The 25,428-nt window shown below is 67.2% G+C and carries 22 protein-coding genes; 18 read left to right on the plus strand and 4 right to left on the minus strand.

Going from position 1 to position 25,428, the window contains the following annotated elements; translation table 11 throughout:
* The first annotated feature begins 1 nt into the window (after position 1).
* Positions 2-256, plus strand: coding sequence for a molybdopterin converting factor subunit 1 (gene moaD, locus EPD82_RS04540; protein ID WP_141055768.1), 255 nt, complete (start codon positions 2-4; stop codon positions 254-256).
* A 4-nt stretch (positions 257-260) separates the two neighbouring features.
* Positions 261-698 carry a molybdopterin synthase catalytic subunit MoaE gene (gene moaE / locus EPD82_RS04545; RefSeq protein ID WP_141055771.1) on the plus strand — a complete coding sequence of 146 codons (438 nt, stop codon included), beginning with the start codon at positions 261-263 and terminating at the stop codon, positions 696-698.
* A gap of 27 nt (positions 699-725) precedes the next feature.
* Here moaE and EPD82_RS11905 read toward each other — a convergent pair whose 3' ends face one another.
* Positions 726-1,247, minus strand: a complete 522-nt coding sequence (locus EPD82_RS11905) for a phasin family protein (RefSeq protein WP_170210786.1) — start codon at positions 1,245-1,247, stop codon at positions 726-728.
* 205 nt (positions 1,248-1,452) lie between these two features.
* Here EPD82_RS11905 and clpB point away from each other — a divergent pair, with 205 nt between their 5' ends.
* From clpB to motD, 8 genes are all read left to right on the plus strand, one after another.
* Entirely contained in the window at positions 1,453-4,032 is a 2,580-nt protein-coding gene (gene clpB / locus EPD82_RS04555; RefSeq protein WP_141055775.1) for an ATP-dependent chaperone ClpB, read from the plus strand.
* Positions 4,033-4,193: 161 nt separating this feature from the next.
* Entirely contained in the window at positions 4,194-5,363 is a 1,170-nt protein-coding gene (gene flhB / locus EPD82_RS04560; protein WP_055423674.1) for a flagellar biosynthesis protein FlhB, read from the plus strand.
* A gap of 24 nt (positions 5,364-5,387) precedes the next feature.
* Complete coding sequence (flhA, locus tag EPD82_RS04565) at positions 5,388-7,499, plus strand: flagellar biosynthesis protein FlhA (protein WP_055423675.1); 2,112 nt, start codon at positions 5,388-5,390, stop codon at positions 7,497-7,499.
* Positions 7,500-7,632: 133 nt separating this feature from the next.
* Positions 7,633-9,081, plus strand: a complete 1,449-nt coding sequence (gene flhF, locus EPD82_RS04570) for a flagellar biosynthesis GTPase FlhF (RefSeq protein WP_055423676.1) — start codon at positions 7,633-7,635, stop codon at positions 9,079-9,081.
* A gap of 14 nt (positions 9,082-9,095) precedes the next feature.
* Entirely contained in the window at positions 9,096-9,881 is a 786-nt protein-coding gene (locus EPD82_RS04575) for a MinD/ParA family ATP-binding protein (protein ID WP_141055788.1), read from the plus strand.
* Positions 9,882-9,997: 116 nt separating this feature from the next.
* Complete coding sequence (locus tag EPD82_RS04580; RefSeq protein WP_055423678.1) at positions 9,998-10,804, plus strand: RNA polymerase sigma factor FliA; 807 nt, start codon at positions 9,998-10,000, stop codon at positions 10,802-10,804.
* Positions 10,804-11,580: a flagellar motor protein gene (locus EPD82_RS04585; RefSeq protein WP_055423679.1), complete on the plus strand. Its 777-nt coding sequence runs from the start codon at positions 10,804-10,806 to the stop codon at positions 11,578-11,580. The genes EPD82_RS04580 and EPD82_RS04585 overlap by 1 nt, the downstream gene beginning before the upstream one ends.
* 13 nt (positions 11,581-11,593) lie before the next feature.
* Positions 11,594-12,472, plus strand: a complete 879-nt coding sequence (motD, locus tag EPD82_RS04590) for a flagellar motor protein MotD (RefSeq protein WP_055423680.1) — start codon at positions 11,594-11,596, stop codon at positions 12,470-12,472.
* Here the strand turns inward: motD and EPD82_RS04595 are convergent.
* Genes EPD82_RS04595 through aat form a run of 3 tightly spaced genes read right to left on the minus strand, consistent with a single transcriptional unit; the run spans position 12,414 to position 14,937 of the window.
* Positions 12,414-13,460, minus strand: coding sequence for a quinone-dependent dihydroorotate dehydrogenase (locus EPD82_RS04595; protein ID WP_055423757.1), 1,047 nt, complete (start codon positions 13,458-13,460; stop codon positions 12,414-12,416). The genes motD and EPD82_RS04595 overlap by 59 nt on opposite strands.
* Positions 13,460-14,209, minus strand: coding sequence for an arginyltransferase (locus EPD82_RS04600; RefSeq protein WP_055423681.1), 750 nt, complete (start codon positions 14,207-14,209; stop codon positions 13,460-13,462). The genes EPD82_RS04595 and EPD82_RS04600 overlap by 1 nt, the downstream gene beginning before the upstream one ends.
* The gene (gene aat / locus EPD82_RS04605) at positions 14,206-14,937 is read right to left on the minus strand and encodes a leucyl/phenylalanyl-tRNA--protein transferase (RefSeq protein WP_055423682.1); all 732 of its coding nucleotides are present in this window, start codon (positions 14,935-14,937) and stop codon (positions 14,206-14,208) included. The genes EPD82_RS04600 and aat overlap by 4 nt, the downstream gene beginning before the upstream one ends.
* Before the next feature lie 79 nt (positions 14,938-15,016).
* Between aat and EPD82_RS04610 the strand changes: the two genes are divergently transcribed.
* From EPD82_RS04610 to EPD82_RS04645, 8 genes are all read left to right on the plus strand, one after another.
* Entirely contained in the window at positions 15,017-16,048 is a 1,032-nt protein-coding gene (locus EPD82_RS04610) for an NAD-dependent epimerase (RefSeq protein WP_141055901.1), read from the plus strand.
* Between the two features lie 31 nt (positions 16,049-16,079).
* Complete coding sequence (locus EPD82_RS04615; protein WP_170210788.1) at positions 16,080-17,525, plus strand: M48 family metalloprotease; 1,446 nt, start codon at positions 16,080-16,082, stop codon at positions 17,523-17,525.
* Between the two features lie 36 nt (positions 17,526-17,561).
* Entirely contained in the window at positions 17,562-17,939 is a 378-nt protein-coding gene (locus tag EPD82_RS04620) for a response regulator (RefSeq protein WP_141055792.1), read from the plus strand.
* Positions 17,939-20,095: a 3'-5' exonuclease gene (locus EPD82_RS04625; RefSeq protein ID WP_141055794.1), complete on the plus strand. Its 2,157-nt coding sequence runs from the start codon at positions 17,939-17,941 to the stop codon at positions 20,093-20,095. Before EPD82_RS04620 ends, EPD82_RS04625 begins: the two co-directional genes overlap by 1 nt.
* A 13-nt stretch (positions 20,096-20,108) precedes the next feature.
* The gene (locus EPD82_RS04630) at positions 20,109-22,106 is read left to right on the plus strand and encodes a sodium:solute symporter family protein (RefSeq protein ID WP_141055796.1); all 1,998 of its coding nucleotides are present in this window, start codon (positions 20,109-20,111) and stop codon (positions 22,104-22,106) included.
* A gap of 65 nt (positions 22,107-22,171) precedes the next feature.
* Positions 22,172-24,799, plus strand: a complete 2,628-nt coding sequence (alaS, locus tag EPD82_RS04635; RefSeq protein ID WP_141055797.1) for an alanine--tRNA ligase — start codon at positions 22,172-22,174, stop codon at positions 24,797-24,799.
* 72 nt (positions 24,800-24,871) lie between these two features.
* Positions 24,872-25,174 (plus strand): DUF4258 domain-containing protein, encoded by a 303-nt coding sequence (locus EPD82_RS04640; protein ID WP_055423689.1) that lies wholly within the window; start codon positions 24,872-24,874, stop codon positions 25,172-25,174.
* Positions 25,171-25,425 (plus strand): hypothetical protein, encoded by a 255-nt coding sequence (locus EPD82_RS04645; RefSeq protein WP_055423690.1) that lies wholly within the window; start codon positions 25,171-25,173, stop codon positions 25,423-25,425. The genes EPD82_RS04640 and EPD82_RS04645 overlap by 4 nt, the downstream gene beginning before the upstream one ends.
* Positions 25,426-25,428 lie beyond the last annotated feature (3 nt).

The raw sequence follows: 25,428 nt of genomic DNA on the forward strand, positions 1-25,428 counted from the left end.
GATGGCGGTGAGAGTGCTCTATTTCGCGGCGCTGCGCGATGCCTTGCCGCTCGCCGAGGAATCGGTGGCGCTGCCGGCGGGGGTCGAGACGATGGCGGCGCTGCGCGCCTGGCTCGGTGCCAGGGGAGAGGCGTGGGCGCCGCTCGTGACGTGGAAGACGCTGCGCTGTGCCCGCAACCAGGCGCTCTGCGCCTGGGACGAACCGGTGCGGGACGGCGACGAGGTGGCGTTTTTCCCACCAGTGACGGGGGGGTGAGACGATGTGGACCGTCCGGGTGCAGATCGAAGACTTCGACGTGGGGGCCGAAGACGAACGGCTACAGGGGGCTTCGCCCGAGGTGGGCGCCGTGGTGAGCTTCGTCGGCACCGTGCGCGGCGGCGAAGTGCGGTCGATGACTCTGGAGCATTATCCTGGCATGACCGAGAAGTCGCTCGAGGCTCTGGTCGAGGAGGCGCGCCGCCGTTGGTCTTTGATCGCAGTGACGGTGATCCACCGCGTGGGGCGATTGATGCCGGGCGAGCGCATCGTGTTCGTGGGCGTGGCGAGTCGCCATCGCGCAGATGCGTTTGCGGCGTGTGAATTTTTGATCGATCGCCTCAAGACCGAGGCGCCCTTCTGGAAGAAGGAAGAAACGGAAGGGGTCGCCCGTTGGGTCGAGGCGAGGGAGTCGGACGAAAAACGGGCACGCCGCTGGTGAGCGGCCCGCCCGCTTCGTAGGGGGCGATTACTTCTTGGCGCCGCCTTGCGTTGTTTGCTGGGCGCCGGAGATCATGTTCTGCCAGGCTTCGGTGGTCATCTTCGACATTTGCTCGAGCACGGCGCGGGACTGGTCGATGGCGCTCTGCACGGCTTTCATCGGGTCTTCACTGCCCATTTTCGGCAGGTTGGTGCCGAGCGACTGCATGGCCTGCGTCCATTCCTGGGAACCCGTGGTGATCGCTTCGGAGACGAGGCGGTTGAGCTCGGCCTGGGCCTTGACGGTGAGCTGGGCGATCTCGTTGATGCAGCCCATGATTTTCTCGGCCGATTTCTGCGCGAATTCCTGACGCAGCTTGAGCTGCTCTTCGGGGGCCTGGGCGGCGAGCAGGGCTTGGGTGCTGCGCGCACCTTCTTCGAAGAGCGCCTTGGCGGTTTCGATCTGCAGCGCGAGCAGGCGCTGGGTATTGTCGATGGCCATCTGGGTGAATTTCATCGCGTTTTCCAGCTGTTTTTGCTGCAATTGCGCGAAATTGGTCTGATTCTTCATGGTTGGCTCCCGAGGTAGGATGTAGCGACGTCGACAAAAAGTTTTTTTCACTATAGCATCGTTCATGCAGGGGTGCAAGAAAAAAGTGATGCAGCGCACAATGCCATCGTATAAATTGTATGGCATTTTTCTCCGTCGGTCTTGAATTTCCCCGGGCCGGAGCCTATATACAAGGCATCGACAATTTTCTTCGACGGAGTCCTCCATGAGATTCGACAAGCTCACCACCAAGTTCCAGCAGGCGCTGCAAGAGGCGCAGAGCATCGCGGTGGGGCACGACAACCAGTTCATCGAGCCGCAGCATCTGCTGCTGGCGCTGCTCGAGCAGGAAGACGGCTCGAGCGTGAGCCTGCTGCAGCGCGCCGGCGTCAATGTGGCCGGACTCAAGGCGGCCTTGCACCAGGCGATCGATGCGCTGCCGCAGGTGCAGGGCACGGGCGGGGAGGTGCAGATCGGGCGCGATCTGGCCAATCTCCTGAACCTCACCGACCGCGAGGCGCAGAAGCGCGGCGACCCCTACATCGCCACCGAGATGTTCCTGCTCGCGCTCACCGAGGACAAGGGCGAGACGGGGCGCATCGCGCGTGAGCACGGCCTGAACCGCAAGGCGCTGGAGGCGGCCATCGAGCAGATGCGCGGCGGGCAGAAGGTGGAGACGCCCGAGGCCGAGGCGCAGCGCGGGGTATTGGAGAAGTACACCATCGACCTCACCGAGCGGGCGCGCCGCGGCAAGCTCGATCCGGTGATCGGGCGCGACGACGAGATCCGGCGCACCATCCAGATCCTGCAGCGGCGCACCAAGAACAACCCCGTGCTCATCGGCGAGCCCGGCGTGGGCAAGACCGCCATCGTCGAGGGGCTGGCGCAGCGCATCGTCAACGGCGAGGTTCCCGAGAGCCTGCGCGACAAGCGCATCCTGGCGCTCGACATGGCCGCGCTCATTGCCGGGGCCAAGTACCGCGGCGAGTTCGAGGAGCGCCTGAAAGCCATCCTCACCGAGATCACCAAGGAAGAGGGGCGCATCATCCTCTTCATCGACGAGATCCACACCGTGGTGGGCGCGGGCAAGGCCGAAGGGGCGCTCGATGCGGGCAACATGCTCAAGCCTGCGCTCGCGCGCGGTGAGCTGCATTGCATCGGCGCGACCACGCTCGACGAGTACCGCAAGTACATCGAGAAGGATGCCGCGCTCGAGCGCCGTTTCCAGAAAGTGATGGTGGAAGAACCCACGGTGGAGCAGACCATCGCCATCTTGCGCGGTCTGCAGGAGAAGTACGAGATCCACCACGGGGTGGAGATCACCGACCCGGCCATCGTCGCCGCGGCCGAGCTCTCGCACCGCTACATCACCGACCGCTTCCTGCCGGACAAGGCGATCGACCTCATCGACGAGGCGGCCGCGCGCATCAAGATGGAGATCGACTCCAAGCCGGAGGCGCTCGACAAGCTCGAGCGGCGCATCATCCAGCTCAAGATCGAGCGCGAGGCGGTGAAGAAGGAGAAGGACGAGGCCTCGCAGCGGCGCCTGAAGCTCATCGAGGAAGAGCTCGAGCGGTTGCAGCGCGAATACAGCGAGCTCGAAGAGGTGTGGAAGGCCGAGAAGGCGCGCATCCAGGGGACCAAGCACCTCAAGGAAGAGATCGACCGGCTGCGCGCGCAGATGCTGGAGTATCAGCGCAAGGGGCTGCTCGACAAAGTGGCCGAGATCCAATATGGACGGCTGCCGCAGCTCGAGGCCGAGCTGAAGCAGGCCGAGGAGGCGGAGAAATCCGGCGCGCCGTTCAAGCTCTTGCGCACCCAGGTCGGCGCCGAAGAGATCGCCGAGGTGGTTTCGCGCATGACGGGCATTCCCGTGAGCAAGATGATGCAGAGCGAGCGCGAAAAGCTCCTCAAGATGGAAGAGCATCTGCATCAGCGGGTGGTGGGACAGGACGAGGCGGTACGCTTGGTCTCCGACGCCATCCGGCGCTCGCGCGCGGGGTTGGGCGACGAGAACCGTCCCATCGGCTCCTTCCTCTTCCTCGGACCTACGGGGGTCGGGAAGACGGAGCTGTGCAAGGCGCTCGCCGACTTCCTCTTCGATTCCGAGGATCACATGATCCGCGTCGACATGAGCGAGTACATGGAGAAACACTCCGTGGCGCGGCTCATCGGTGCGCCTCCGGGCTACGTCGGCTACGAGGAAGGGGGCTATCTCACCGAGCAGGTGCGGCGCAAGCCCTATAGCGTGATCCTCTTCGACGAGGTGGAGAAGGCGCACCCGGACGTGTTCAACGTGCTGCTGCAGGTGCTCGACGACGGTCGGCTCACCGACGGACAGGGGCGCACGGTGGACTTCCGCAACACGGTGATCGTGATGACGTCCAACCTCGGCAGCCAGCGCATCATGCAGATGTCGGGGGACGACTATCAGGTGATCAAGTTGGCCGTGCTCGCCGAGGTGCGCGGGTTCTTCCGGCCCGAGTTCCTCAACCGCATCGACGAGGTGGTGGTGTTCCATCCGCTCGCCGAGGAGCACATCGCCGGAGTGGCGCGCATCCAGCTGCGCCGGCTCGAGGCGCGGCTCGCGCGCATGGACATGACCCTGGAGGTGACGGAAGAGGCGCTGCGCGAACTCGCCAAGGCGGGCTACGATCCGGTCTACGGTGCGCGTCCCTTGAAGCGCGCGATCCAGGACCTCATCGAGAACCCGCTCGCCAAGGCGATCCTGGAAGGGCGCTTCGGACCGAAGGACAGGATTCGCGTCACGGTGGAGAACGGCATCTTCCGCTTCGACAAAGCCTGATCGCTCCTGCGCCGAGAAGGGCGGGAACCGGCAAGTGGGCCGGTTCCCGCTTTTTTACGTCCAAACAGGGGAAATGCCGTTCTTCGGGGGCGTTTTTCTGCCGTTGACCTTGTCGTCGCGGCTGCGATCATGAAAGGGTCGGGTAGTGGGAGGGCCACGGCGTGGCCGAAGAGAGCGATCTCGAAAAGACCGAACAGCCTTCGGCGCGGCGGCTAGAGCAGGCGCGCGAGGAGGGGCAGGTCCCGCATTCGCGCGAACTCGGGACTTTTCTCGTGCTCTTCGCCGGCGTGATGACGCTCTTGCTCGCCGGGGAATGGATGGGGCGGCGTTGGGTGCGGGTGCTCGCCGACGGATTCGCGTTCGAGCACGATACGGCTTTCGATCCGGTTCGCGTGCTATGGCTGCTGCGCCGGGTGTTCGTCGAGTCGCTGCTCACGTTTGCCCCGATCTTCCTCGTCTTGCTGGTGGCGGCGGTGGCCGGTCCGCTCCTGCTGGGCGGCCTGGTGTTTTCCCCCAAGGTTCTGAGTTTCCGCTTGGAGCGGCTCGATCCGATGAACGGACTGCGCCGCATGTTCTCGCTGCAAGGGGCGATGGAGGTGGTGAAGTCGCTGCTGAAAGTGGCAGCGGTGGCGGGGATGGTTTGGGTGACCTTTCGGCGGGAGCGCGATACGGTGCTCTCGCTCGCGGCGTTGCCTGTGAACGACGCGGCGGCGAGTTTCCTGCACGAGATGGTTTTCGGGGCGGTGCTGATCGTGGCGGGGCTCGCCTTGATCGCGGCGGTGGATGTCCCGTTCCAGCTGTGGCAATACTACAAGAACCTGCGCATGACCAAGGAAGAGGTCAAGCAGGAATACAAGGAACAGGAAGGCGATCCACACCTCAAGGCGCGCATCCGTTCGATGCAGCGCGAAATGGCGCGCAAGCGCATGATGGAGGAGGTGCCCAAGGCCGACGTGGTGGTGACCAACCCGACGCACTTCGCCGTGGCCTTGAAGTATGATCAAAAAACCATGGCCGCGCCGGTGGTGGTGGCCAAGGGCCGGGGGGTGATCGCGCAGAAGATCCGTGAGCTTGCCGATGAGGCCGAGGTGCCGCGGGTGGAGGCGCCGCCCTTGGCGCGGGCGCTCTATGCGCACGTCGACATCGGCCAGACGATTCCGCCTACGCTCTTCGCGGCGGTGGCCGAGATCCTCGCTTATGTGTTCCAATTGGATCGTTGGATGGCCGTGGGCGGACCCAAGCCGCAGCCGCCGCAGGAGGTTCCGGTGCCGCCGGAGCTCGATCCGGGCGAAGTGGCGGCGGCGGATGAAGACGGGGAGCATGGAGCGTGATGAGCGCAGCGATGGAGCGGGGCGATGGCAGCAGGTGAGCGGGCCTTGATCGATTGGCGGACGTGGTTCGTGCCGGCGAAGCTGCGGCTGCTGGCCGCGCCGGTGTTCATTTTCGCCGTGCTGGCGATGATGGTGCTGCCGCTGCCGCCCTTCGCGCTCGATCTCTTCTTCACCTTCAACATCGCCATGTCGGTGGTGGTGCTGCTGGTGGCGATGTACACCGTGCGCCCGTTGGATTTTTCGGTCTTCCCGACGGTGCTCTTGGTCACCACCTTGTTGCGCCTGTCGCTGAACGTGGCTTCGACCCGGGTGGTGCTGTTGCACGGTCACACGGGGCCGGATGCGGCCGGGCGGGTGATCGAGTCCTTCGGGCATTTCCTCGTTGGCGGCAACATGGCCATCGGCATCGTGGTGTTCGTGATCCTGGTGATCATCAACTTCGTGGTGATCACCAAGGGCGCGGGACGCATCGCCGAGGTGAGCGCGCGCTTCACGCTCGACGCGATGCCCGGCAAGCAGATGGCGATCGACGCGGATCTGAACGCCGGCCTCATCGACGAGGCGGAGGCGCGGCGCCGGCGCAAGGAGATCGCGCAGGAGGCGGATTTCTACGGCGCGATGGACGGTGCGTCGAAATTCGTGCGCGGCGACGCGGTGGCCGGCATCCTCATCCTGCTCATCAACATCATCGGCGGGCTCATCGTCGGCGTGGCCGGACACGGCATGGATCTGTCGCGTGCGATCGACTCCTACGTGATCCTGACGATCGGCGACGGTCTGGTGGCGCAGATCCCGGCGCTCATGGTGTCGATCGCCTCGGGCATGGTGGTGGCCCGGGTGGGCGAGGAGTCGATGGATCTGGGCGATCTCATGATCCAGCAGGTGTTCACCAACCCGCGGGTGCTGGCGCTCTCCTCGGGCATCCTCGTGCTGCTGGGCATGATCCCGGGGATGCCGAACTTCGTCTTCCTGCTCATCGGCGGCGGCCTGGGGTGGCTTGCCTGGAAGCGTTGGGCGCAGGAGCGCGAAGAGACGGCGGCGCCGGCGGCGGCCGCGGCGGCGCCGCCCCCGCCGAAGGAAGAGGTGGTGGAGGCGAGCTGGGACGACGTGCAGCCGGTGGATGTCTTGGGCCTGGAGGTGGGCTACCGCCTGATTCCGCTCGTCGATCAATCGCAGGGCGGCGAGCTCCTGAAGCGGATCCGGGGCTTGCGCAAGCGCTTTGCCCAGGAAGTGGGTTTTCTGCCGGCGCCGGTACACATTCGCGACAACCTCGAGCTGCGGCCCAACGCCTACCGTATCCTGCTCAAGGGGGTGGAGATCGGCAGCGGCGAGGTTTATCCAGGGCAATATCTGGCGATCAATCCGGGGCAGGTGCTCGGCACCATCGAGGGGCGCCCCGGCACGGATCCGGCCTTCGGCCTGCCGGCGCAGTGGATCGACGCCGCGCTGCGTGAGCGGGCGCACGCGCTGGGCTATACGGTGGTCGATGCCGCCACGGTCATCGCCACGCACCTCAACCAGGTGCTGGTCGAGCACGCGGCCGAATTGCTGGGTCGCGAGGAGACGCAGGCGCTGCTCGATCGCATCAAAAAGGAGTCGCCCAAGCTCGTCGAGGATCTGGTGCCCACGGTGGTGCCAGTGACCACGGTGCAGAAGGTGCTGCAATATCTGCTGGAAGAGGGGGTGGCGATTCGCGACATGCGCACCGTCCTCGAGACGCTCGCCGAGTGGGCGCCGAAGACGCAGGATCCGATCGAGCTCACCAGCCGGGTGCGCGAAGCCCTGGGACGCGCCATCGTGCAGTCGCTCGCCCCCGGCAGCGGCAAGGTGCCGGTACTGATGCTCGATCCGGCGCTCGAGCGCATCCTGATGCAGGCGGTGGGCGCGGGCGGCGGCAAGCCCGGGGCGATCGAACCGGGGCTGGCCGATGCCTTGCTGCGTCAGACCGGCGCGGCGGCGCAGCGTCTGGAGCAGCAGGGGCAGGCGCCCATCCTGCTCGTGCCGCCGCAGCTGCGCTGGCTGCTCGCGCGTTTCTTGCGCCGTTCGGTACCGAGTCTGCGCGTGATCTCCACCAGCGAGATGCCCGAGGAGCGCTCCATCGAGATCGTGGAGATGATCGGCTCGCCTGCGGGGTGAGGTCGGCAGAAGACGGGCGCTCGGAGAAAAGCGGGGTTTACCCCGCTTTTTTCATGCGACGGCAAAAGGGGCATTCACCCGATAATGGGATCGAGGGGCCGACCGGACGGCCCGCGGATCGGGGAGCAGCCAGATGGATGTCAAACGGTATTTCGCACCGACGGCACGGGAGGCATTGCGCCAGCTCAAGCAGGAACTGGGGGCGGATGCGATCGTTCTGGCAAACCGCCCCGTCGAGGGGGGAGTCGAGATCCTGGCGCTGCCCGCCGAGGCGGTGGGGGCGCTGCCCGGCGGTTCGTCCGCCCCTGCGGCGGCGCGTCCTCCGGAACCGGCAAAAGGGGGCCATCGCGCCGCGGCCGCCTATGCCCAGGCCGCTTCCTCCGAGGAGGAGCCGGTGGTGACGCTCTCCTCGCGCGGTCCGCAGCGGCGCAGCGCCCCCGAGATCAAGCCGTTCGCGCCACCGCGCATGGAAACGCCGGAATACGTCGTGCGCAAGGAAGAGGAAGAGGCCGAGCGCATCCGTCGGGCGATGGAAGCGGCGCGCAAGGAGCCGCCGGCACCGGAGCCTCTGCGCGAACCGGGCTGGTTCGGCGCGGCGAGCGTGGCGCCGCCGTCTGCGCCGGCGGTGGAGGCGCGCATCGAGGCGCTGCAGGAGCAAAACGTCCTGCTCGCGCGGCAACTGGGCAAGATCCAGGAAATGATCGAGCGGCAGCTGGCCGGATTCGCCTGGAACGAGGCGGTGCGCAAGGCCCCGGCCCGCGCGCGGCTGCTCGGTGAGATGCTGGAAGCGGGGTTCTCGCCGGCGCTCGCGCGCGAGGTGTGCGACCGCATTGAGGCGACCGAGGACTGGGACGCGGCGCGCGAAGCGGCCATGGCGCGGTTGGGGGCGCGGCTGGAGGTGGTCGGCAGCGACGACGACCTGATCGACCGCGGCGGCGTCTACGCCATCGTCGGCCCGACGGGCGTGGGCAAGACCACCACTACCGCCAAGATCGCCGCCCGCTGCGTGGTACGCCACGGCGCGGCTCGGGTGGCGCTCATCACCACCGACGGCTACCGCATCGGCGCCCACGAGCAGCTGCGCATCTATGGGCGTATCCTGGGCGTGCCGGTGTTCGCCGCGCGCGACGCGAACGATTTGCGGGCCACGCTCAGCGAGCTGCGCGGCCGGCACATGGTGCTCATCGACACCATCGGCATGAGTCAGCGCGACAAGGCGGTGTCCGAGCAGGTGGCCATGCTCATGGGCGCGGGGCCGGTGCGCCGGCTCGTGTGCCTCAACGCCACCAGCCGCGGCGATACGCTCGAGGACGTCGCCCGCGCCTTCGGCGGCGAAGGGCTCGCTGGCTGCATTTTCACCAAGGTCGATGAAGCGGCCACCATCGCTGCGGCGCTGGACGTGGCGATCCGGCACCGGCTGCGCGTGCACTACGTCGCCAATGGGCAGCGCGTGCCGGAGGATCTGCATTTGCCCAACCGCGCCTGGCTGCTGCAGCGGGCCTTTCGCGGTGCAGGGGCCGAACGGGTGACGATGGCCACCGACGAGGCGGCGCTGTGGCTGGCGGCGGCGGTCGGAGCGTGAGCAAGGAGAACATCATGCGTGAGATGCTTGGAGACCAGGCAGGAACCCTGCGGCGCCTGTTCCGGCAGCGCCCACCCGCCGTGTGCGCGGTGTTTCCTGCCGGCAATGGGTGGGCGGATCATACGATGCGGCTCGCGCGGCGGCTCGCGCGTTCGAGCGGCCCGGTGCTCGTGGTCGACGAGGCGGTCTCCAGCCCCACCTTGCCCGAGGCGGCGGGTGCCGGCCGCACCGCCGATCTGCTGAGCGCCCTGGGCTCGACCGAGCGGGCGATCCGTCTCATCGTGGCGCTGCCCGGCGGCGTGAGCTATTTGAACGTCAAGGCGGCGGCGCTCGCCTTGCCGCTGCTCGACGAGATGCGGCGCGAGCGCCTCCTGCGCCTGTTCCAGACCTTGCTGCGCCCCTTCGAGACGGTGCTGGTGCACGCCGGTCGCGGCGAGACGGCCGATGCCTCGCCTTTTCTCACGAGCGCCCCGAGCGCCGTGGTGCTCGCTGAACTGTCGGCCGATGGCGTGCGCGAGTCGCTGGCCCGGGCGCAGGATGCCGCCCTGCACGGGCGCTCTCGCCTGGGCGTGGTGACGGTGGGCGGACGCGATGCGGCCGAGGCGGAGACCTTCGTGCGCGAACTGCAGGGGGTGTGGTGGCGTAAGGTGTCCCTGCGCTTGGCCGGGTGGTGCCGGCTCGAAGCGCTCGATGCCGCGGGCTGGCAGGCGATGACGGGGGACGATGGAGGAATGGCCTTGCCCAAGGGGTGGCCGCCGACGGAAGTTGGTCGTGCGAAGGCAAGGACGCGATCATGCTGACTTCCACCCTTCCCCCCCCTGGCAAAAAAATCCGGGCTGAGGGAAAATCCCCTTTATGGGCGGGGCTGGTGCGCGGCGCGGTAGCGCGCAATCCGTCGAAACCTAGGATCGCGTGGATGGTGGACGAGACGGGGAAACCGGACGTGGCGGCGTTGGTCCAGGCGTATGCGCCGATGGTGAAGCGCCTCGCCCTGCGCCTCGTGAGCCGCCTGCCGCCCAACGTGGAGCTCGACGATCTCATCCAGTGCGGCATGATGGGTCTGATCGAGGCGATCGAGCGCTACCGCGACGACGATCGCGCCGAATTCGAGACGTATGCGCTTGCCCGCATCCGCGGGGCGATGATCGATGCCCTGCGCGAGACCGACTGGGTGCCGCGCCAGGTGCGCAAGGAGATGCGCCGCGTCGAGGAGGCCATTGCGGCGCTCGAGCAATCCCTCGGCCGTCATCCGACGGAAGGGGAGGTGGCCGAGGCGCTGGGCCTGGACCTGGAAGCCTATCAACGGCTGCTTTCCCAGGCCAAGGGGCACCAGATCCTCTACTTCGACGATCTGATGCGGGAGCCGGAAGACGGCGAGGATTTCCTGGAACGGCATCTGGGCGACGACGAACCCGGTCCGCAGGATCTCACCGAGTCGGCCGAGCTGCGCGCCCAGCTCGTTCGCACCATCGAGAGTCTGCCGGAGAAAGAGAAACTGGTACTCTCACTCTACTATGAGCACGAGCTCAATTTCAAGGAGATCGGCGCCGTGCTGGGGGTGAGCGAGTCGCGCGTCTCCCAGCTGCACACTCAGGCGATCCTGCGCATGCGCGCGCGCCTGCTTGGCGGGGAAGAAGGCCATCTGCCGAGAGGACGGCGCGGGCGCCCGCCCAAGAATGCGCCGACCTGCGGCGAGGCGCCTGCCGGTGAGACGGGGCGCTGATGGATGTCACCAGCCTCATCGGCCTCGCCCTTGGTTTGTCGGCCATCGTCGTCGGCCAGTTCCTCGAAGGGGGGAATCTCTCCTCGCTGCTGCAGCCCACGGCGTTTCTGATCGTCATCGGGGGGACGACGGGGGCGGTGCTGCTGCAAACGCCGCTGCGTGTCTTCGTCGGTGCGGTGAAGATGCTGGCCTGGATTTTCCGTCCGCCGGCGTCCAACCCCCAGGAACTGATCGGCAAGGTGGTCGATTGGGGGCGCACCGCCCGGCGTGACGGTCTGCTCGCCCTGGAGGCGCGCATCGCCGCCGAGGCCGATCCCTTCGTGCAGAAAGGGCTGCAGCTGCTCGTCGACGGCATCGAGCCGACGCGGATGCGGGAGGTGCTCGAGACCGAGATCGACATGAGCGAGGAGCAGATGAAGCTGCGGGCGAAAGTGTGGGAATCGGCCGGAGGCTATTCGCCGACGATCGGCATTCTCGGCGCCGTGATGGGGCTCATCCACGTCATGGAGAACCTCGCCGATCCTGCCCGCCTCGGGGCGGGGATTGCCGTGGCCTTCGTCGCCACCATCTACGGCGTGGGTTCGGCCAACCTCATCTTCATCCCTATCTCGAAGAAACTCACCACCTACATCCGTTCCATCGTCATCCAGCGGCAGATGCTGGTCGATGGCCTCGTCGGCGTGGCCCAGGGGGACAACCCGCGCCTGATCGAGAGCCGCATGCAGTCCTATCTCGCCGAAAGTGGCGAGGAAGCGCCGTCCGAAGAAAAATCCTGAAGGAGGACGTGCCATGGCGCGGCGCGGCAAAAAGGAAGAAGAGCACGAGAACCTGGAGCGCTGGCTGGTGAGCTACGCCGACTTCATCACGCTGCTCTTTGCCTTCTTCGTCGTCATGTACGCCCTGACGTCGGCCAACGAGGGCAAATACCGCGTCATTTCCGAATCCTTGAGCCAGGCGTTCCGCGCCGGTCTGGTCACGCCCCAGGTGCAGGAGGGGAAGGACACCGTCGTGCCTTCGGTGGTGCAGGGCTTGCCCCTGGCGGTGCAGCGCCGCGCGGCGCCCGAGCGCAAGAGCGAGGGGGAAGGAGGTCCCCGCGAAGGGGAGGAGCAGGTGCGTCAGGTGCTCCAGACCACGGCCCAGACGGCGACGGCGCTGCGCTCGGCGCTCTCTCCCCTCATCGAGGCCGGCAAGGTCTCGATCAACGACGGTGCCTTCGGGGTGACGGTAGAGATGGACGCCGGCATCCTCTTTCCCAGCGGCGAGGCCACGCTCGGGCCGATGGCGATCGCCGCGCTGCGGCAGATGGCGCGCGTGCTCGCCTTCACGGGCGATGCGCCCATCTGGGTGGAGGGGCACACGGACAACGTTCCCCTGCGTCCCGGCGCGCGCTACGCTTCCAACTGGGAGCTCTCGGCGGCGCGCGCGGCGGCGGTGGTGCAGCTCTTCATCCAGGAAGGCGTGGCCCCTTCGCGCCTGGCGGCCGTGGGCTACGCCGACCAGCGTCCCATCGCCGACAATTCCACCGAAGAGGGGCGGCAGAAGAACCGGCGCGTCACCATCCGCCTGGAGTCGCGCGTTCCCGTGAGCGGCGCGAATGCGGCCGCACCGGCTAGCCAGGCTGCCCCGGCGAGTGGGTCGATCGGCAGCATTCTTCCTCCGTCGCCTTGAGGCATTCCTCCACCAGCGCCGGGCCGCGGTAGATGAGCCCGGTGTAGAGCTGAACGAGGGACGCGCCGGCGCGCAGCTTGGCGCGCGCATCTTCGCCCGAGAGGATGCCGCCGGCGGCAATGAGCGGCACCCGCCCCTGCAGGCGCTGGGCGAGCGCCGCGAGCACGGCGGTGGCGCGCTCGCGCAGCGGCTCGCCCGAGAGCCCTCCCGTTTCCTGGCCATGCGGCAGCTGCGCCACCCCCTCGCGCGAGACCGTGGTGTTGGTGGCGATCACGCCGTCGATGCGGTATGCGAGCACTTTCTCGGCGATGAGGTCGAGCTCGGATTCTTCCAGGTCGGGGGCGATCTTGAGCACGAGCGGCGTGCGCTTGCCCTGGCTCGCCGCAAGCCGCTCGGCTTCTTCGCGCAGCCCTGCGAGCAAGGCATCGAGCGAGTCGCCGCGCTGCAGTTCGCGCAGGGCGCGCGTGTTGGGTGAGGAGACGTTGATCGTCACGTAGTCGGCCGTGGTCCACACGCGGCGCAGCCCCAGGAGGTAATCGTCGAGGGCGCGCTCGATGGGCGTGTCGGCGTTCTTGCCGAGGTTGATGCCGAGGATGCCGCGCCAGCGGCGGGCGCGCGCCCGCTCGACCAGGGCATCCACGCCGTCGTTGTTGAACCCCATGCGGTTGATGAGCGCACGCGCTTGCGGCAGGCGGAAGAGCCGCGGTTTGGGGTTGCCCGGCTGCGGCCGCGGCGTGACGGTGCCCACCTCGATGAACCCGAAGCCTAGTCGCGCCAGACCGTCGATCGCCTCGCCGTTCTTGTCCAGTCCGGCGGCGAGCCCGACGCGGTTGGGAAATTCCAGCCCCATGAGGGTGATCGGGGCGCGGCGTGGCGGCTCTGGTGGGGGCAGCATCCGCCCCAGGGTGGCAAAGGCGCGGATCGTCAGGTCGTGGGCGGTCTCCGGATCGAGGGCGAAGAGCGCCGGCCGGGCGAGGCAGTAGGGGATCATGGCAGGGTCCGAAACAGCGGTTCGATGCGCTCGAAGGGCAGCCAGCGGCCCCGCCAGTAGCCTTCGAGCGGGCGGAAGCGCGCTTTATACGCCATTTTGCGCGAGCGGGCAATCCAGTAGCCGAGATAGACATAGGGCATACCGCTCGCCTGGGCCTGGGCGATGTGCCATAGGATCGACCAGGTGCCGAACCCCGCCCGGGGATCGTCGGGATCATAGAAGGTATAGACGCAGGAAAGCCCGTCGTCGAGCACGTCGACGAGGCTCACGATCACCACCCGCCCTTCGGGGTCGCGGAATTCGACCAGACGCGTGTCGATGTGCGAGGTCAGCAGGAACTGCTCGTAATTCTCGGGCGAGGCGTCTTCGTCGGCTTCGTCGTGGCGCGCCATCACGTAGCGGCGGTAGAGCCGGAAGTGCTCGGGAATGAAGACGAGCGGCTGCTCGGCGGCGCTGAGCTTGCCGGCCCAGCGCTGCCAGGTACGGCGCTGGGAGCGGTCCGGCTGAAAGCGCGCCGCCGGCACGCGCACCGACACGCAGGCTTCGCACTGGGTGCAGATCATGCCGTAGGAGAAATGGCCACTGCGCCGGAACCCTTCGCGCACCAGGCGGCTGTAGGTGGCGGCATCGACCAGGTGCGCCGGCGTGGCCACGCAGGAGCGCGCCGTGCGCTCGGGCAGATAGGGACAAGGGTAGGGCTGGGAAGGGTAGAACCGCAGGATCTCCGGCGGGGTGACGTGTCTCATGCGCAAGCTCCTCCTGATTTTTCCTCGGCGAGCGCGGCGGCTGGCATCTCCCCCTGCCAGTGCTGCGGCTCAGGACGCTCGGGCACGAGCCGGGCAAGGCGGGCGAGGAATTCCTCGCGCGGGATCTCCTCGGCTCCCAGCGAGCGAAGGTGCGGCGTGCTCATCTGGCAGTCGATGAGGGCGATGCCGCGCGCACGGCATTCGGCGCACAGGCGCACCAGCGCCACCTTGGAGGCATCCGGTACGAGGTGGAACATCGACTCGCCGAAGAAAACCCCTCCCAGGGCGACGCCGTAGAGTCCCCCCACGAGGCGGCCTTCGTGCCAGGTCTCGATGCTATGCGCGTGGCCGAGCTCGTGCAGCCGGACGTAGGCGTCGATCATCTCCGGCGTGATCCAGGTCCCTTCGGAGCGCAGCCGGGCGCAGTTGGCGATCACCGCCGGGAAGTCCACGTCCAGCGTGGTGACGAAACCGCGGTGGCGCAGCACCTTGCGCAGCGAACGGCGCACCCGTAGCCGCTGCGGTTCGAGCACCAGGCGCGGCGCCGGGCTCCACCAGAGGATGGGCTGCCCTTCCGCGAACCAGGGGAAGATCCCTTGCCGGTAGGCTTCCAGCAGCCAGGAAGGCGCAAGGCTGCCGCCGGCGGCGAGCAGACCGTTGGGTTCGGGCAGCGCCTGCTGCGGCGGAGGGAAACGCGGAGGGAAGCGTGGATCGAGCCAGGGGATCATGGAATCGCACGAAACGGCGAGGATGAAAATGAGATTACCTTATAATTTCGTGGATCGCAACGACGGAAACGATGCTCCCATGCCCACCTACCTCGTCACCGGCAACGCCGGCTTCATCGGTTTTCACACGGCGCGCACCCTGCTCGAACGGGGCGTGGGCGTGGTCGGCATCGACGTCGTAAACGACTACTACGATCCGGCGCTCAAGGACGCGCGGCTGCGCGAGCTCGAAGCCACGGCCGCGCGTACCGGCACGCCTTACACGTTCTACCGGGCGGATCTGGCCGAGCGCGAAGTGCTGGAAACCTGCTTCGCCGCGCACCGGTTCGACGCGGTCATCCATCTGGCCGCCCAGGCGGGCGTGCGCTACTCGCTGGAGAACCCGCGCGCCTACGTGCGCAGCAACATCGACGCCTTCGTCAATGTATTGGAATGCTGCCGCGCCGCCGACCCGCACCCGCACCTCGTCTATGCGAGCACCTCCAGCGTGTATGGTGCCAACACCCGGCTGCCCTTTTCCGAACACCAGCCGGCCGACCATCCGCTGCAATTCTATGCCGCCACCAAGCGCGCCAACGAACTGATGGCGCACGCCTATAGCCATCTCTTCGGCATTCCGACGACGGGGGTGCGGTTCTTCACCGTCTACGGCCCCTGGGGACGGCCGGACATGGCGCTCTTCATCTTCACGCGCAAGATCCTCGCCGGCGAGCCCATCCCGCTCTTCAACGAGGGGCGGCACACGCGCGACTTCACCTACGTCGAGGAGATCGTCGAAGGGGTGCTGCGGCTCGCCGCCAAGCCGGCCGAACCCGACCCGAACTGGTCGGGCGATGCGCCCGACCCCCAGTCGAGCCGCGCCCCCTGGCGCATCTACAACATCGGGGCGAGCCGTCCGGTGCCGCTCATCGACTACGTCGAGGCGCTCGAAGAGGCGCTCGGCAAAAAGGCCAAACGCGAGTACCTTCCCCTGCAGCCGGGCGACGTGCCCGACACCTACGCCGACACGAGCGAGCTGGAGGTAGCTGTGGGCTACCGCCCCAAGACCAGCGTGCGCGAGGGCATCGCCAAGTTCGTGGCGTGGTATCTCGACTATTATGGGCGGGAGTGAACTCCCTGCCTTTTTCGCTATCATAGGCGGCATGTGGCGCCGCCTCCTTCTCTCCTTCTCGCTTGCCGCCTTCACCGCCCAGGGTTGGGCCTACCAGCTGCCCGACCTGGGCGCGGTGGCCACCGATGCCTTCAGTACGCAGGAGGAAGAGGACGTCGGCCGCATGGTCATGGTGCAGGTGCGCGAGCGCGAGCCCAGCTACATCGACGATCCCGAACTCGAAGATTACCTCAACGCCGTGGGGCGCAAGCTCGCCGAGGCTTCCGACCAGCCGTTCCGCCGCTACCGCTTCTTCGTGCTGCGCGATCCGACCATCAACGCCTTCGCGCTGCCCGGCGGCTACATCGGCGTGCACAGCGGCCTCATCCTCACCGCCGAGAGCGAATCGGAGCTCGCAGCGGTGCTCTCCCACGAGATGGGGCACGTGATCCATCGTCACATCGCGCAGCTCATCGACAAGCAGAAAACGACGAGCGCGGTGATGCTCGGCTCGATGATCCTGGCGATCCTCGCCGCGCGCAGCGGCTCACAGGTCTCGGAGGCCGCGGCGGTAGGGGGGCAGGCCTTCGCCGTGCAGCAGCAGCTCGGGTTCTCGCGCGAATTCGAGCACGACGCCGATCGCACCGGGCTCGATATCCTCGCCAAGGCGGGGTTCGATCCGAGCGCCGCGCCGCGCTTCTTCGGTCGGCTGCTGCGCGAAAGCCGCCTCTACGAGAACAACGCGCCGGTGTATATGCGCACGCACCCGCTGACGACCGACCGGATCTCGGATCTGGAAAACCGCATCTCCTCGCCGAATTTCAAGTATTCCCTGCGTCCGCGGCTCGATTCCCTCGGCTTTTCGGCGGTACGGGCAAAGCTCATGGCGATGAACGGCACCCCATCCGAGGCCTTGACGCGGGTGTTCGACGGCAGCGCCACCGGGATCGACCGCCAGATGGCGCGGGTGCGTGCGGCCTTGCGCGCCAACGACGTCAAGCGTGCCCGCGCGGCCTTCGATCAGTACGCCAAAGGCTGGCCCGACGAGCATTGGCGCGACCTGCTGGAAGCGGAGGTGCTCACCACCGAGGGACGTCTGCCAGAAGCCCTAGCGAAGCTCGAACGGGCCATGCAACGCGCGCCCGAGGCGGTGGCGCCGCGCCTCGAGGCAATCGACGTGGCCTTGCGCCTGGGGCAGACGGAGCGGGCCGAACGGCTCGCGCGCGAAGCCGTCGACCGTGACAAGGACGAACGGCGTTATTGGCAGGCGCTGGGCAAGGTGGCCGCGGCCAAGGGGGACGAGGCCTGGGTGCATCGGGCGCAGGGTGAGAGCTTCGTGCTCGATGATCGGTTGGAAGCGGCCATCGACCAGTTCGAGCAGGCGCGCCGAGCCCGGCGTGGGGATTATTATTGGGAGGCGGAGCTGGATGCGAAGATCCGGGCGCTCAAGGACGAGGTGCGCCAGCGCAAGCGCGAGGGAGGCAATCTGGCGCGCTGAGTCGAAAACCTATCAAAAACATGTCAGGGAGGGGAGATGGCGAAGAAAGTCCTCGTGGTCGACGGTGATGAAAACATCGTCATCGCCCTCGATTTCCTCTTGCGCCGGGCCGGCTATGAAGTCGCGGTGGCGCGCGATGGCGAGGAGGCCTTGTCGCTGACGGATTCCTTCGCCCCCGACCTGATCCTGCTCGAGACCGTCCTGCCCAAGATGGATGGTTTCGAGCTCTGCCGCCGTCTGCGACAGGATCCGCGCCATGCCGGACGCAAGATCCTCTTCCTCACCGCGCGCGGGCGCGACATCGACCGTGCCAAGGGTCTGGCCCTGGGCGCGGACGGCTATCTCACCAAGCCTTTCTCCACGCGCGAGCTGCTCGAGCATATGGAACGGCTGCTGGCGCCGGGAGCGGCTTGATGCAGGCGCGCTGGCGTTTCGCCCTGGCGGTGGCGGTGCTCGCCGCCCTGATGACCGGCCCCTTCGTGCTCACGGCCGTCATGGTCTGGGCCGACACGCCCGCCGAGACGCGCTCCGCCTTACATCTGCTCGCCGACCGCTGGTTGCCGTTGGGGGTGTTGACGACGCTGGCCGGCTTTGCCGTGGGCATCGCGTTGCTCGGCCGGCTTTTTCGCCATTATGTCCAAGGGCTGCTGCGCATGGCCGAGGGCCTGGACGTGCTGCGCCGCGCCAACTCCGGTTTTCGCGTGCCGGAAGAGGGGCCGCGCGAGGTGGTGTCGCTTGCCCAGGCGATCAATCGCCTCGCCGATGACCGCGACCGCTTGCTCGCCGAGCTCGATGCGCGGGTCAGCGAGGCGCGCCGCGCCGTCGAAGAGGAGCGCAACCGCCTGGCCGCGCTGATGGCGCAACTGGCCGAGGCGGTGATCGTGTGCAACGCCGAGGGGCGAATCATCCTCTACAACGAGGCGGCGCGGCGGCTAGAGCGGGCCTTCGGCACCTCGGCCACGGCGGCGAGCGGCTGGATCGGGCTGGGGCGCTCGATCCACGCGCTGCTCGATCCCGACCTGGTGGCCTACGTCTTCGATGCGCTCGAGGCCCGGCGAGGAGGGGGCGAGGCGCATCCGCAGCTGCAGGTGGTGACGGCGACACCGGCCGGCTCGCTCATCCGGGTGCGCGTCTCGCCGATCGCCGGGGAGGCGGCGGGAGAGGAGATCAGCGGCTACGTGTTGATGTTGGAAGACGTCACCGAGCAGATCGAGCGCGAAGCCGCGCGCAACGAGCTGCTCTTCGAACTCACCGAGGGCAACCGCGCGGCCATTGCCAACATCCGGCTCGCCGCCGAGATGCTGCACCTGCCCGACGTGGACGAGGCGATGCGCGCGCGTTTCCACGCCGTCATCGCCCGCGAGGTCGAGGCAGTGAGCGAACGCCTGGAGGCGGCCTCGCGCGCTTTCGCCGACGCGCTGCGTGCGCGCTGGCCGCTCGAGCCGATGCGCGGCGCCGATCTGGTGCGCGCGGCGGCGGCCTATCTGCAGCGCCGGCTCGAGGTCGCGCTCAAGCTCGAGATCCTCGACGAGGAGCTGTGGTTCGACGCCGATCATTTCTCGCTGTTGCAGGCGCTCGCCTTCCTCGCCGGGCGTCTGGTGGAGGATTACGGCGTGCGCACGCTGCGCCTGCGCCTGTCGGGCGACGAGCGCCTGGTCTACCTCGACCTGATGTGGTCGGGCGGCAGCCTCAGCAACGAGATCGTCACCGGTTGGGAGCTGGAACCCCTGAGCCTGGGCGGGACGCGCTCGCCGCTCACCCTGCGCGAGGTGCTCGAGCGCCACGGCGCGGCCATGTGGTTCGACCGCGAGAAAGCGCGCCATCGCGCCTTCGTGCGCCTGGCCCTGCCGCGCAAGCAGTCCGTTCGCCTCCCGCCGGCGGCGGCGCCCACCATGCCCCCTTTGGAGGAGGGACGGCCCGAATTCTACGATTTCGATCTCTTCGCCTGGTCGGACAAGGCAGGCGCGCTCGAAGACCGTCCCCTCACCGAGCTGAGCTACACCGTGTTCGATACCGAAACCACCGGGCTCGACCCGACCGGCGGCGACGAAATCATCCAGATCGGCGCCACCCGCATCGTCAACGGCCGGCTGCTGAAGCACGAATCCTTCGAGCAGCTCATCGACCCGCGTCGTCCCCTCGATCCGGCCTCCATTGCCGTGCATCACATCACGCCCGAGATGCTGGAAGGGCACCCGACGATCGCGGAGGTGCTGCCGGCCTTCCATCGCTTTGCCCACGATACCGTGCTCGTGGCGCACAACGCCGCTTTCGACATGCGTTTTCTCCAGCTCAAGGAGGAAAAGCTCCGCATCCGCTTCGATCAGCCCGTGCTCGACACGCTGCTCTTGGCGGCCTTTCTCCTGCCGAACCAGGAGCATTCGCTGGAAGCGTTGGCGCTCTATTTCGGGGTGAGGGTCTTCGGCCGGCACACGGCGCTGGGCGATGCGCTGGTGACGGCGGAGATCTTCCTCAAGATGATTCCGCTCCTTGCCGAGAAAGGCGTGATCACTCTGCGCCAGGCGCGGGAGGCGTCGCAGCAGACCTATTACGCGCGCCTGCGGTATTGAGTCGGGGAGGGCGATGAATCCTTCGGCCGGGCGCTTCTACTTCTTCTATTTCATCGGGTTTGCCCTCTTTTGCGCCGCGCTCGCGTTGGGGGAATCCTTCGGCATGTCGGCGCGCGCGATCGGCTTCACTTTTCTCTTCGCCACCATCGCCCTCTATGCGGGCGTGGGGGTGTTGGCGCGGACCTCCGACCTGCTCGAATTCTACGTCGCCGGCCGCGGCGTGCCGGGCATCGCCAACGGCATGGCGACCGCCGCCGACTGGGTGAGCGCGGCTTCCTTCATCGGCCTGGCGGGAATCATCTACCATCAGGGCTTCGAGGGACTGGCCTACGTCACCGGCTGGACCGGCGGCTTCGTGCTGGTGGGGCTCCTGCTCGGCCCTTACCTGCGCAAGTTCGGGCGTTTCACCATTCCGGAGTTCCTCGACGAGCGCTACGGCAGCGCGGTGGCGCTCGCCGGCGTGGCGGCGGTGGTGCTCGCCTCCTTCGTCTATCTGGTGGCGCAGATCTACGGCGTCGGGCTCATCGCCAGCCGCTTCGTCGGCGTGGATTTCGGGCTCGGCGTGCTCATCGGCATGGCCGGCATCCTCGTGTGTTCCTTTCTCGGCGGCATGCGCGCGGTGACCTGGACGCAGGTGTCGCAGTATCTGATCCTCATCGTCGCCTACCTCGCACCGATCCTCGTGCTCTCGGTGGAGCGCTACGGCGTGCCGCTGCCGCATCTGGCGATGGGCGAGATGGTGCAGACGGTGGCGCAGGGCGTGGCCGAGCGGCGAGACCGCCCCGACGAGCAGCTCGCCCGTGCGCTCTACCGGGCCCGGGCCGAGCAATATCAGCACAAGATCGACGCTCTGCCCGCCTCGCTCGCCGAGGAGCGCGAGACGCTCGAGCGTGAGCTCGCCCGCTTGCGGCAGGAGGGCGGCGATCCGCGCACCATCTACCATCTGGAGCGTCAGCGGCAGCTCCTGCCGACGACGCCGGAAGCGGCACGCGCCCATTGGCGGCGGCTGCGCGATGCGGCGCTCGCCCAGGCCCGGCCGCCACGCGATTTCAGTCGGGCCTGGCATGGCGACACGCCGGCGGCGCGCCAGCATGCCCGGATCAACTTCCTCGCCCTGCTCTTCGTGCTGATGTGTGGCACGGCGGCGTTGCCGCACATCCTGATGCGCTACTACACCACGCCCACCGTGTCGGAGGCGCGCAAGTCCACCGCCTGGACGCTCTTCTTCGTGGCACTCCTCTATCTGGGCGCACCGATCTACGCCATGCTGGCCAAGATCGAGGTGCTGCAGCACGTCGTCGGACACTCCTTCGATGAATTGCCGGCCTGGCTCGTGTCCTGGTATCGCGTCGGCCTCGTTTCCTTCGAGGACATCAATGGCGACGGCAAGCTGCAGCTGGCCGAACTCGCGCTCGACCCGGACGGAATCGTCCTGGCCCTGCCGGAGATGGGGGGCCTGCCCGCCTTCTTCGTCGGATTGGTCGCCGCCGGCGGCCTGGCCGCGGCGCTCTCTACCGCCGATGGGCTGCTTCTGACCATCTCCAACGCGCTGGGGCACGATCTCTATTACCGGCACCTCGCGCCGCAGGCGAGCACCCAGCGGCGCCTGGTGGTCAGCAAGATGCTGCTGCTGGCGGTGGCGATCATTTCCGCCTGGGTGGCGACGCTGCGCTTCGACAGCATCCTCTTGCTGGTGGGGCTGGCTTTTTCGCTCGCGGCCTCGCTCCTCTTTCCCACGCTCATCCTGGGCATCTTCTGGCGCCGGGCCTCTCCTGCCGGCGCGCTGCTGGCGATGGTGCTGGGGCTGGGAACGAGCCTGGGCTATTATTTCCTGACGCACGAGTCCTTCGGCGGCCGGGTCGACCTGCAGCTCTTCGGCATCCAGCCGGTGGCTTGCGGCATCTTCGGCGTACTCGTGGGCCTGGCGGCGCACGTCGTGGTGAGCCTCGTCGGGCCGGCGCCGAGCGCACGGCAGCAAGCCCTGGTGGATTTCCTGCGCCGTCCTTCCTGAGCCGGGGTCGCCCTTTTCGGCTAAACTAAACAGTTCGCTTTTTCGTCCCATTCGACGCCCATCCCATGAAAACATCCGACATCCGCAAAACCTTCCTCGACTTCTTCGCGAGCAAGGGGCATACGATCGTGCCTTCCAGCTCGCTCGTGCCCCAGGGCGACCCGACGCTGCTCTTCACCAACGCCGGCATGAACCAGTTCAAGAACGTCTTCCTCGGTCTGGAAGAACGCCCCTACAAGCGTGCCACCACGGCGCAGAAATGCGTGCGTGCCGGGGGCAAGCACAATGACCTGGAAAACGTCGGCTACACCGCGCGGCACCACACTTTCTTCGAGATGCTGGGCAACTTCAGCTTCGGCGACTACTTCAAGCGCGAGGCCATCGCCTACGCTTGGGAGCTGCTCACCGAGGTCTTCAAGCTGCCGCCCGAGCGGCTGTGGGTGACGGTGTATGCCGAAGACGACGAAGCCTATCGCCTCTGGGCCGAGGAGATCGGTGTGCCGCGCGAGCGCATCGTGCGCATCGGCGACAACAAGGGGGCGCGCTACGCTTCCGATAATTTCTGGATGATGGGCGACACCGGCCCCTGCGGACCGTGCACCGAAATCTTCTACGATCACGGCCCCGAAGTGCCCGGCGGCCCGCCCGGATCGCCCGACGAGGACGGGGATCGCTACATCGAGATCTGGAACCTCGTGTTCATGCAGTACAACCGCGACGAGCAGGGCGAGATGCATCCCCTGCCCAAGCCCAGCGTCGACACCGGCATGGGGCTGGAGCGCATCGCCGCAGTGCTGCAGGGCGTGCATTCGAACTACGAGATCGACCTCTTCCAGCGGCTCATCACCGCAGCCATGGAACTCACCGGCTGCGCCGACCGCGATCAGCCCAGCCTCAAGGTGCTGGCCGACCACATCCGCGCCGCTTCTTTTCTCATCGCCGATGGGGTCATTCCCGGCAACGAGGGGCGAGGCTACGTGCTGCGCCGCATCATCCGCCGCGCCATTCGGCACGGCTGGAAGCTCGGCGTGCGCGCGCCTTTCTTCTACCGACTGGTCCCGGCGCTGGTGGCCGAGATGGGCGAGGCCTATCCCGAGCTCGTGGCGCGCCAGGCAGTGATCGAGGCGACGCTGAAGCAGGAGGAGGAACGCTTTTTCGGCACCATCGAGCACGGCATGTCGCTGCTGGAAGCCGTGATCGCGCAGATGCAGGCCAACGGCCAGAGCGAGCTCGACGGCGAGATCGCCTTCAAGCTGCACGACACCTACGGTTTTCCGCTGGATCTGACCGCCGACGTGCTGCGCGAGCGCGGCTTCACCGTAGACGTGGCGGGGTTCGACGCGGCCATGGCGCGGCAAAAGGCCATGGCGCGCGCCGCAGGCAAATTCAAGATGCAGGCGGTGCTCGAATACGAAGGGCCGACGACGCGCTTCGAGGGCTACGAGACCTTGGAAGACGAGGGGGAGATCGTGGCGCTCTATCGCGACGGCGCGCCGGTCGAGGAACTCGCCGAGGGCGAGGAGGGCGTGGTGGTGCTCGATCGCACGCCGTTCTACGCCGAATCCGGCGGCCAGGCGGGCGATCGCGGCGAGCTGCGCGCTCCGGAGGGGATCTTCGCCGTCGAGGATACGCAGAAGATCCAGGCCGAGGTGTTCGGCCATTACGGCGTGGTGCGCACGGGGCGGCTCGCGCTGGGGCAGCGCGTGCGCGCCCGTGTCGATGCCGAGGCCCGCGCCGCCACCGCGCGGCACCATTCCGCCACGCACCTCTTGCACAAGGCTTTGCGCGAAGTGTTGGGGCCGCACGTGGAGCAGAAAGGCTCACTCGTCGATGCCGATCGCCTGCGCTTCGACTTCGCGCACCCTCAGCCGCTCAGCCAGGAAGAGATCGAGCGCATCGAATGGCTCGTCAATCGCGAGGTGCTCGCCAACGTTCCCACGCGCGCCGAGGTGATGCCGCTCGAAGCGGCCAAGGCGAGCGGGGCGGTGATGCTCTTCGGCGAAAAATACGGCGAGACGGTCCGGGTGCTCACCATCGGCAGCTCGAAGGAGCTGTGCGGCGGCACGCACGTGACGCGCACCGGCGACATCGGCCTAGTGAAGATCGTGGCCGAGAGCGCGATCGCCGCCGGCGTGCGCCGCATCGAGGCGGTGGCGGGCGAAGTGGCGCTGCGCTGGGTGCAAGGCATGGATCGCAGCCTGGGGCGGCTCGCCCAGGCGCTCAAGGTGGCGCGCGAGGAGGTGCCGACGCGCGTGGAAGCGTTGCTCGAGCAGGTCAAGGAAGCCGGGCGCGAGCGGGCGCGGCTCGTGCAGCGGCTCGCCCAGGCCGAGGCAGTGGCGCTTGCCGCCGCGGCCGAGACCGCGGGCGAGGCGAAACTGCTGGTGCGCCGGGTGGAGGCCGACTCGCCCGAGACGCTGCGCGAACTCGCCGACGCGCTGCGTTCCCGCCTGCCCAAGGCCGCGGTGCTGCTCGGGGCCGTGATCGAGGGTAAGGCCGTGGTGCTCGCTGCGGTGAGCAAGGAAGTGACGTCCCGCCTCAAGGCCGGCGACTGGGTCAAGGTCGCGGCCGAGGCAATGGGCGCGCGCGGCGGCGGTCGCCCTGAACTCGCCCAAGCGGGCGGCGGCGATGCCGCCAAGCTCGACGAGGCGCTCGCGCAGGGCAAGGCGTGGGCGCTGGAGCGGCTGAAACACTGAGCGTGACGAGCCCGGTGGAGCGCTGCATGCCTCATCGTGTCGGGGCGTTTTGCCCGCCAAAGGAGTGGCGTGATGGGGCATAAAGCACTCACCAAAGTCGGGCGCATCTCGTGGAATGCGGAAAAGAACGAAAAATTGCGTCGAGAGCGGAATGTTTCTTTTCAAGACGTGGTCTACGCCATGGCGAACGGTGCCATTCTCGATACGTTCGATCATCCCAATCAGGACCGCTATCCTGATCAGAAAATCCACGTCGTCGACATCGATGGGTATGCCTATCTCGTCCCTTTCGTAGAGTCCGAAGACGAGATTTTTTTGAAGACGATCATCCCGAGCCGTAAGGCGACCAAAACCTATCTGGAGCGAAAGGCATGAATGGGTTGGATCCGGAAGAACGGGAAATCCTCGAAGCCTTCGATGCGGGGGCGCTCAAGCGGACGCCACAGGCGGATCAGCTCAAGTCCCGCCATCAAAGTTATGCGAGAGAAATGGTTGGTCGGGAACGATTGATCCGCCTGCGTCTCTCTGAACGCGATATGCTGCGTCTGCGTCAGAAAGCGCAGGAGGTGGGCATCCCCTACGAGGCACTAGCCGCTCAGATCATCCATCGCTATGTCGAGGATTGAGTC

Source organism: Tepidiphilus succinatimandens (assembly GCF_006503695.1).
Taxonomy (GTDB): Bacteria; Pseudomonadota; Gammaproteobacteria; order Burkholderiales; family Rhodocyclaceae; genus Tepidiphilus; species Tepidiphilus succinatimandens.

Bases quoted from the DNA above. Each gene is read 5' to 3' on its own strand.
- aat (WP_055423682.1), bottom strand. From the start codon at position 14,937: ATGATCCCCTGGCTCGATCCACGCTTCCCTCCGCGTTTCCCTCCGCCG.
- EPD82_RS04580 (WP_055423678.1), top strand. From the start codon at position 9,998: ATGGTGGACGAGACGGGGAAACCGGACGTGGCGGCGTTGGTCCAGGCG.
- EPD82_RS04640 (WP_055423689.1), top strand. From the start codon at position 24,872: ATGGGGCATAAAGCACTCACCAAAGTCGGGCGCATCTCGTGGAATGCG.
- EPD82_RS04610 (WP_141055901.1), top strand. From the start codon at position 15,017: ATGCCCACCTACCTCGTCACCGGCAACGCCGGCTTCATCGGTTTTCAC.
- moaD (WP_141055768.1), top strand. From the start codon at position 2: ATGGCGGTGAGAGTGCTCTATTTCGCGGCGCTGCGCGATGCCTTGCCG.
- EPD82_RS04625 (WP_141055794.1), top strand. From the start codon at position 17,939: ATGCAGGCGCGCTGGCGTTTCGCCCTGGCGGTGGCGGTGCTCGCCGCC.
- EPD82_RS04645 (WP_055423690.1), top strand. From the start codon at position 25,171: ATGAATGGGTTGGATCCGGAAGAACGGGAAATCCTCGAAGCCTTCGAT.
- alaS (WP_141055797.1), top strand. From the start codon at position 22,172: ATGAAAACATCCGACATCCGCAAAACCTTCCTCGACTTCTTCGCGAGC.
- moaE (WP_141055771.1), top strand. From the start codon at position 261: ATGTGGACCGTCCGGGTGCAGATCGAAGACTTCGACGTGGGGGCCGAA.
- clpB (WP_141055775.1), top strand. From the start codon at position 1,453: ATGAGATTCGACAAGCTCACCACCAAGTTCCAGCAGGCGCTGCAAGAG.
- flhA (WP_055423675.1), top strand. From the start codon at position 5,388: ATGGCAGCAGGTGAGCGGGCCTTGATCGATTGGCGGACGTGGTTCGTG.
- EPD82_RS11905 (WP_170210786.1), bottom strand. From the start codon at position 1,247: ATGAAGAATCAGACCAATTTCGCGCAATTGCAGCAAAAACAGCTGGAA.
- EPD82_RS04615 (WP_170210788.1), top strand. From the start codon at position 16,080: ATGTGGCGCCGCCTCCTTCTCTCCTTCTCGCTTGCCGCCTTCACCGCC.
- EPD82_RS04585 (WP_055423679.1), top strand. From the start codon at position 10,804: ATGGATGTCACCAGCCTCATCGGCCTCGCCCTTGGTTTGTCGGCCATC.
- flhF (WP_055423676.1), top strand. From the start codon at position 7,633: ATGGATGTCAAACGGTATTTCGCACCGACGGCACGGGAGGCATTGCGC.
- EPD82_RS04575 (WP_141055788.1), top strand. From the start codon at position 9,096: ATGCGTGAGATGCTTGGAGACCAGGCAGGAACCCTGCGGCGCCTGTTC.
- EPD82_RS04630 (WP_141055796.1), top strand. From the start codon at position 20,109: ATGAATCCTTCGGCCGGGCGCTTCTACTTCTTCTATTTCATCGGGTTT.
- motD (WP_055423680.1), top strand. From the start codon at position 11,594: ATGGCGCGGCGCGGCAAAAAGGAAGAAGAGCACGAGAACCTGGAGCGC.
- EPD82_RS04620 (WP_141055792.1), top strand. From the start codon at position 17,562: ATGGCGAAGAAAGTCCTCGTGGTCGACGGTGATGAAAACATCGTCATC.
- EPD82_RS04600 (WP_055423681.1), bottom strand. From the start codon at position 14,209: ATGAGACACGTCACCCCGCCGGAGATCCTGCGGTTCTACCCTTCCCAG.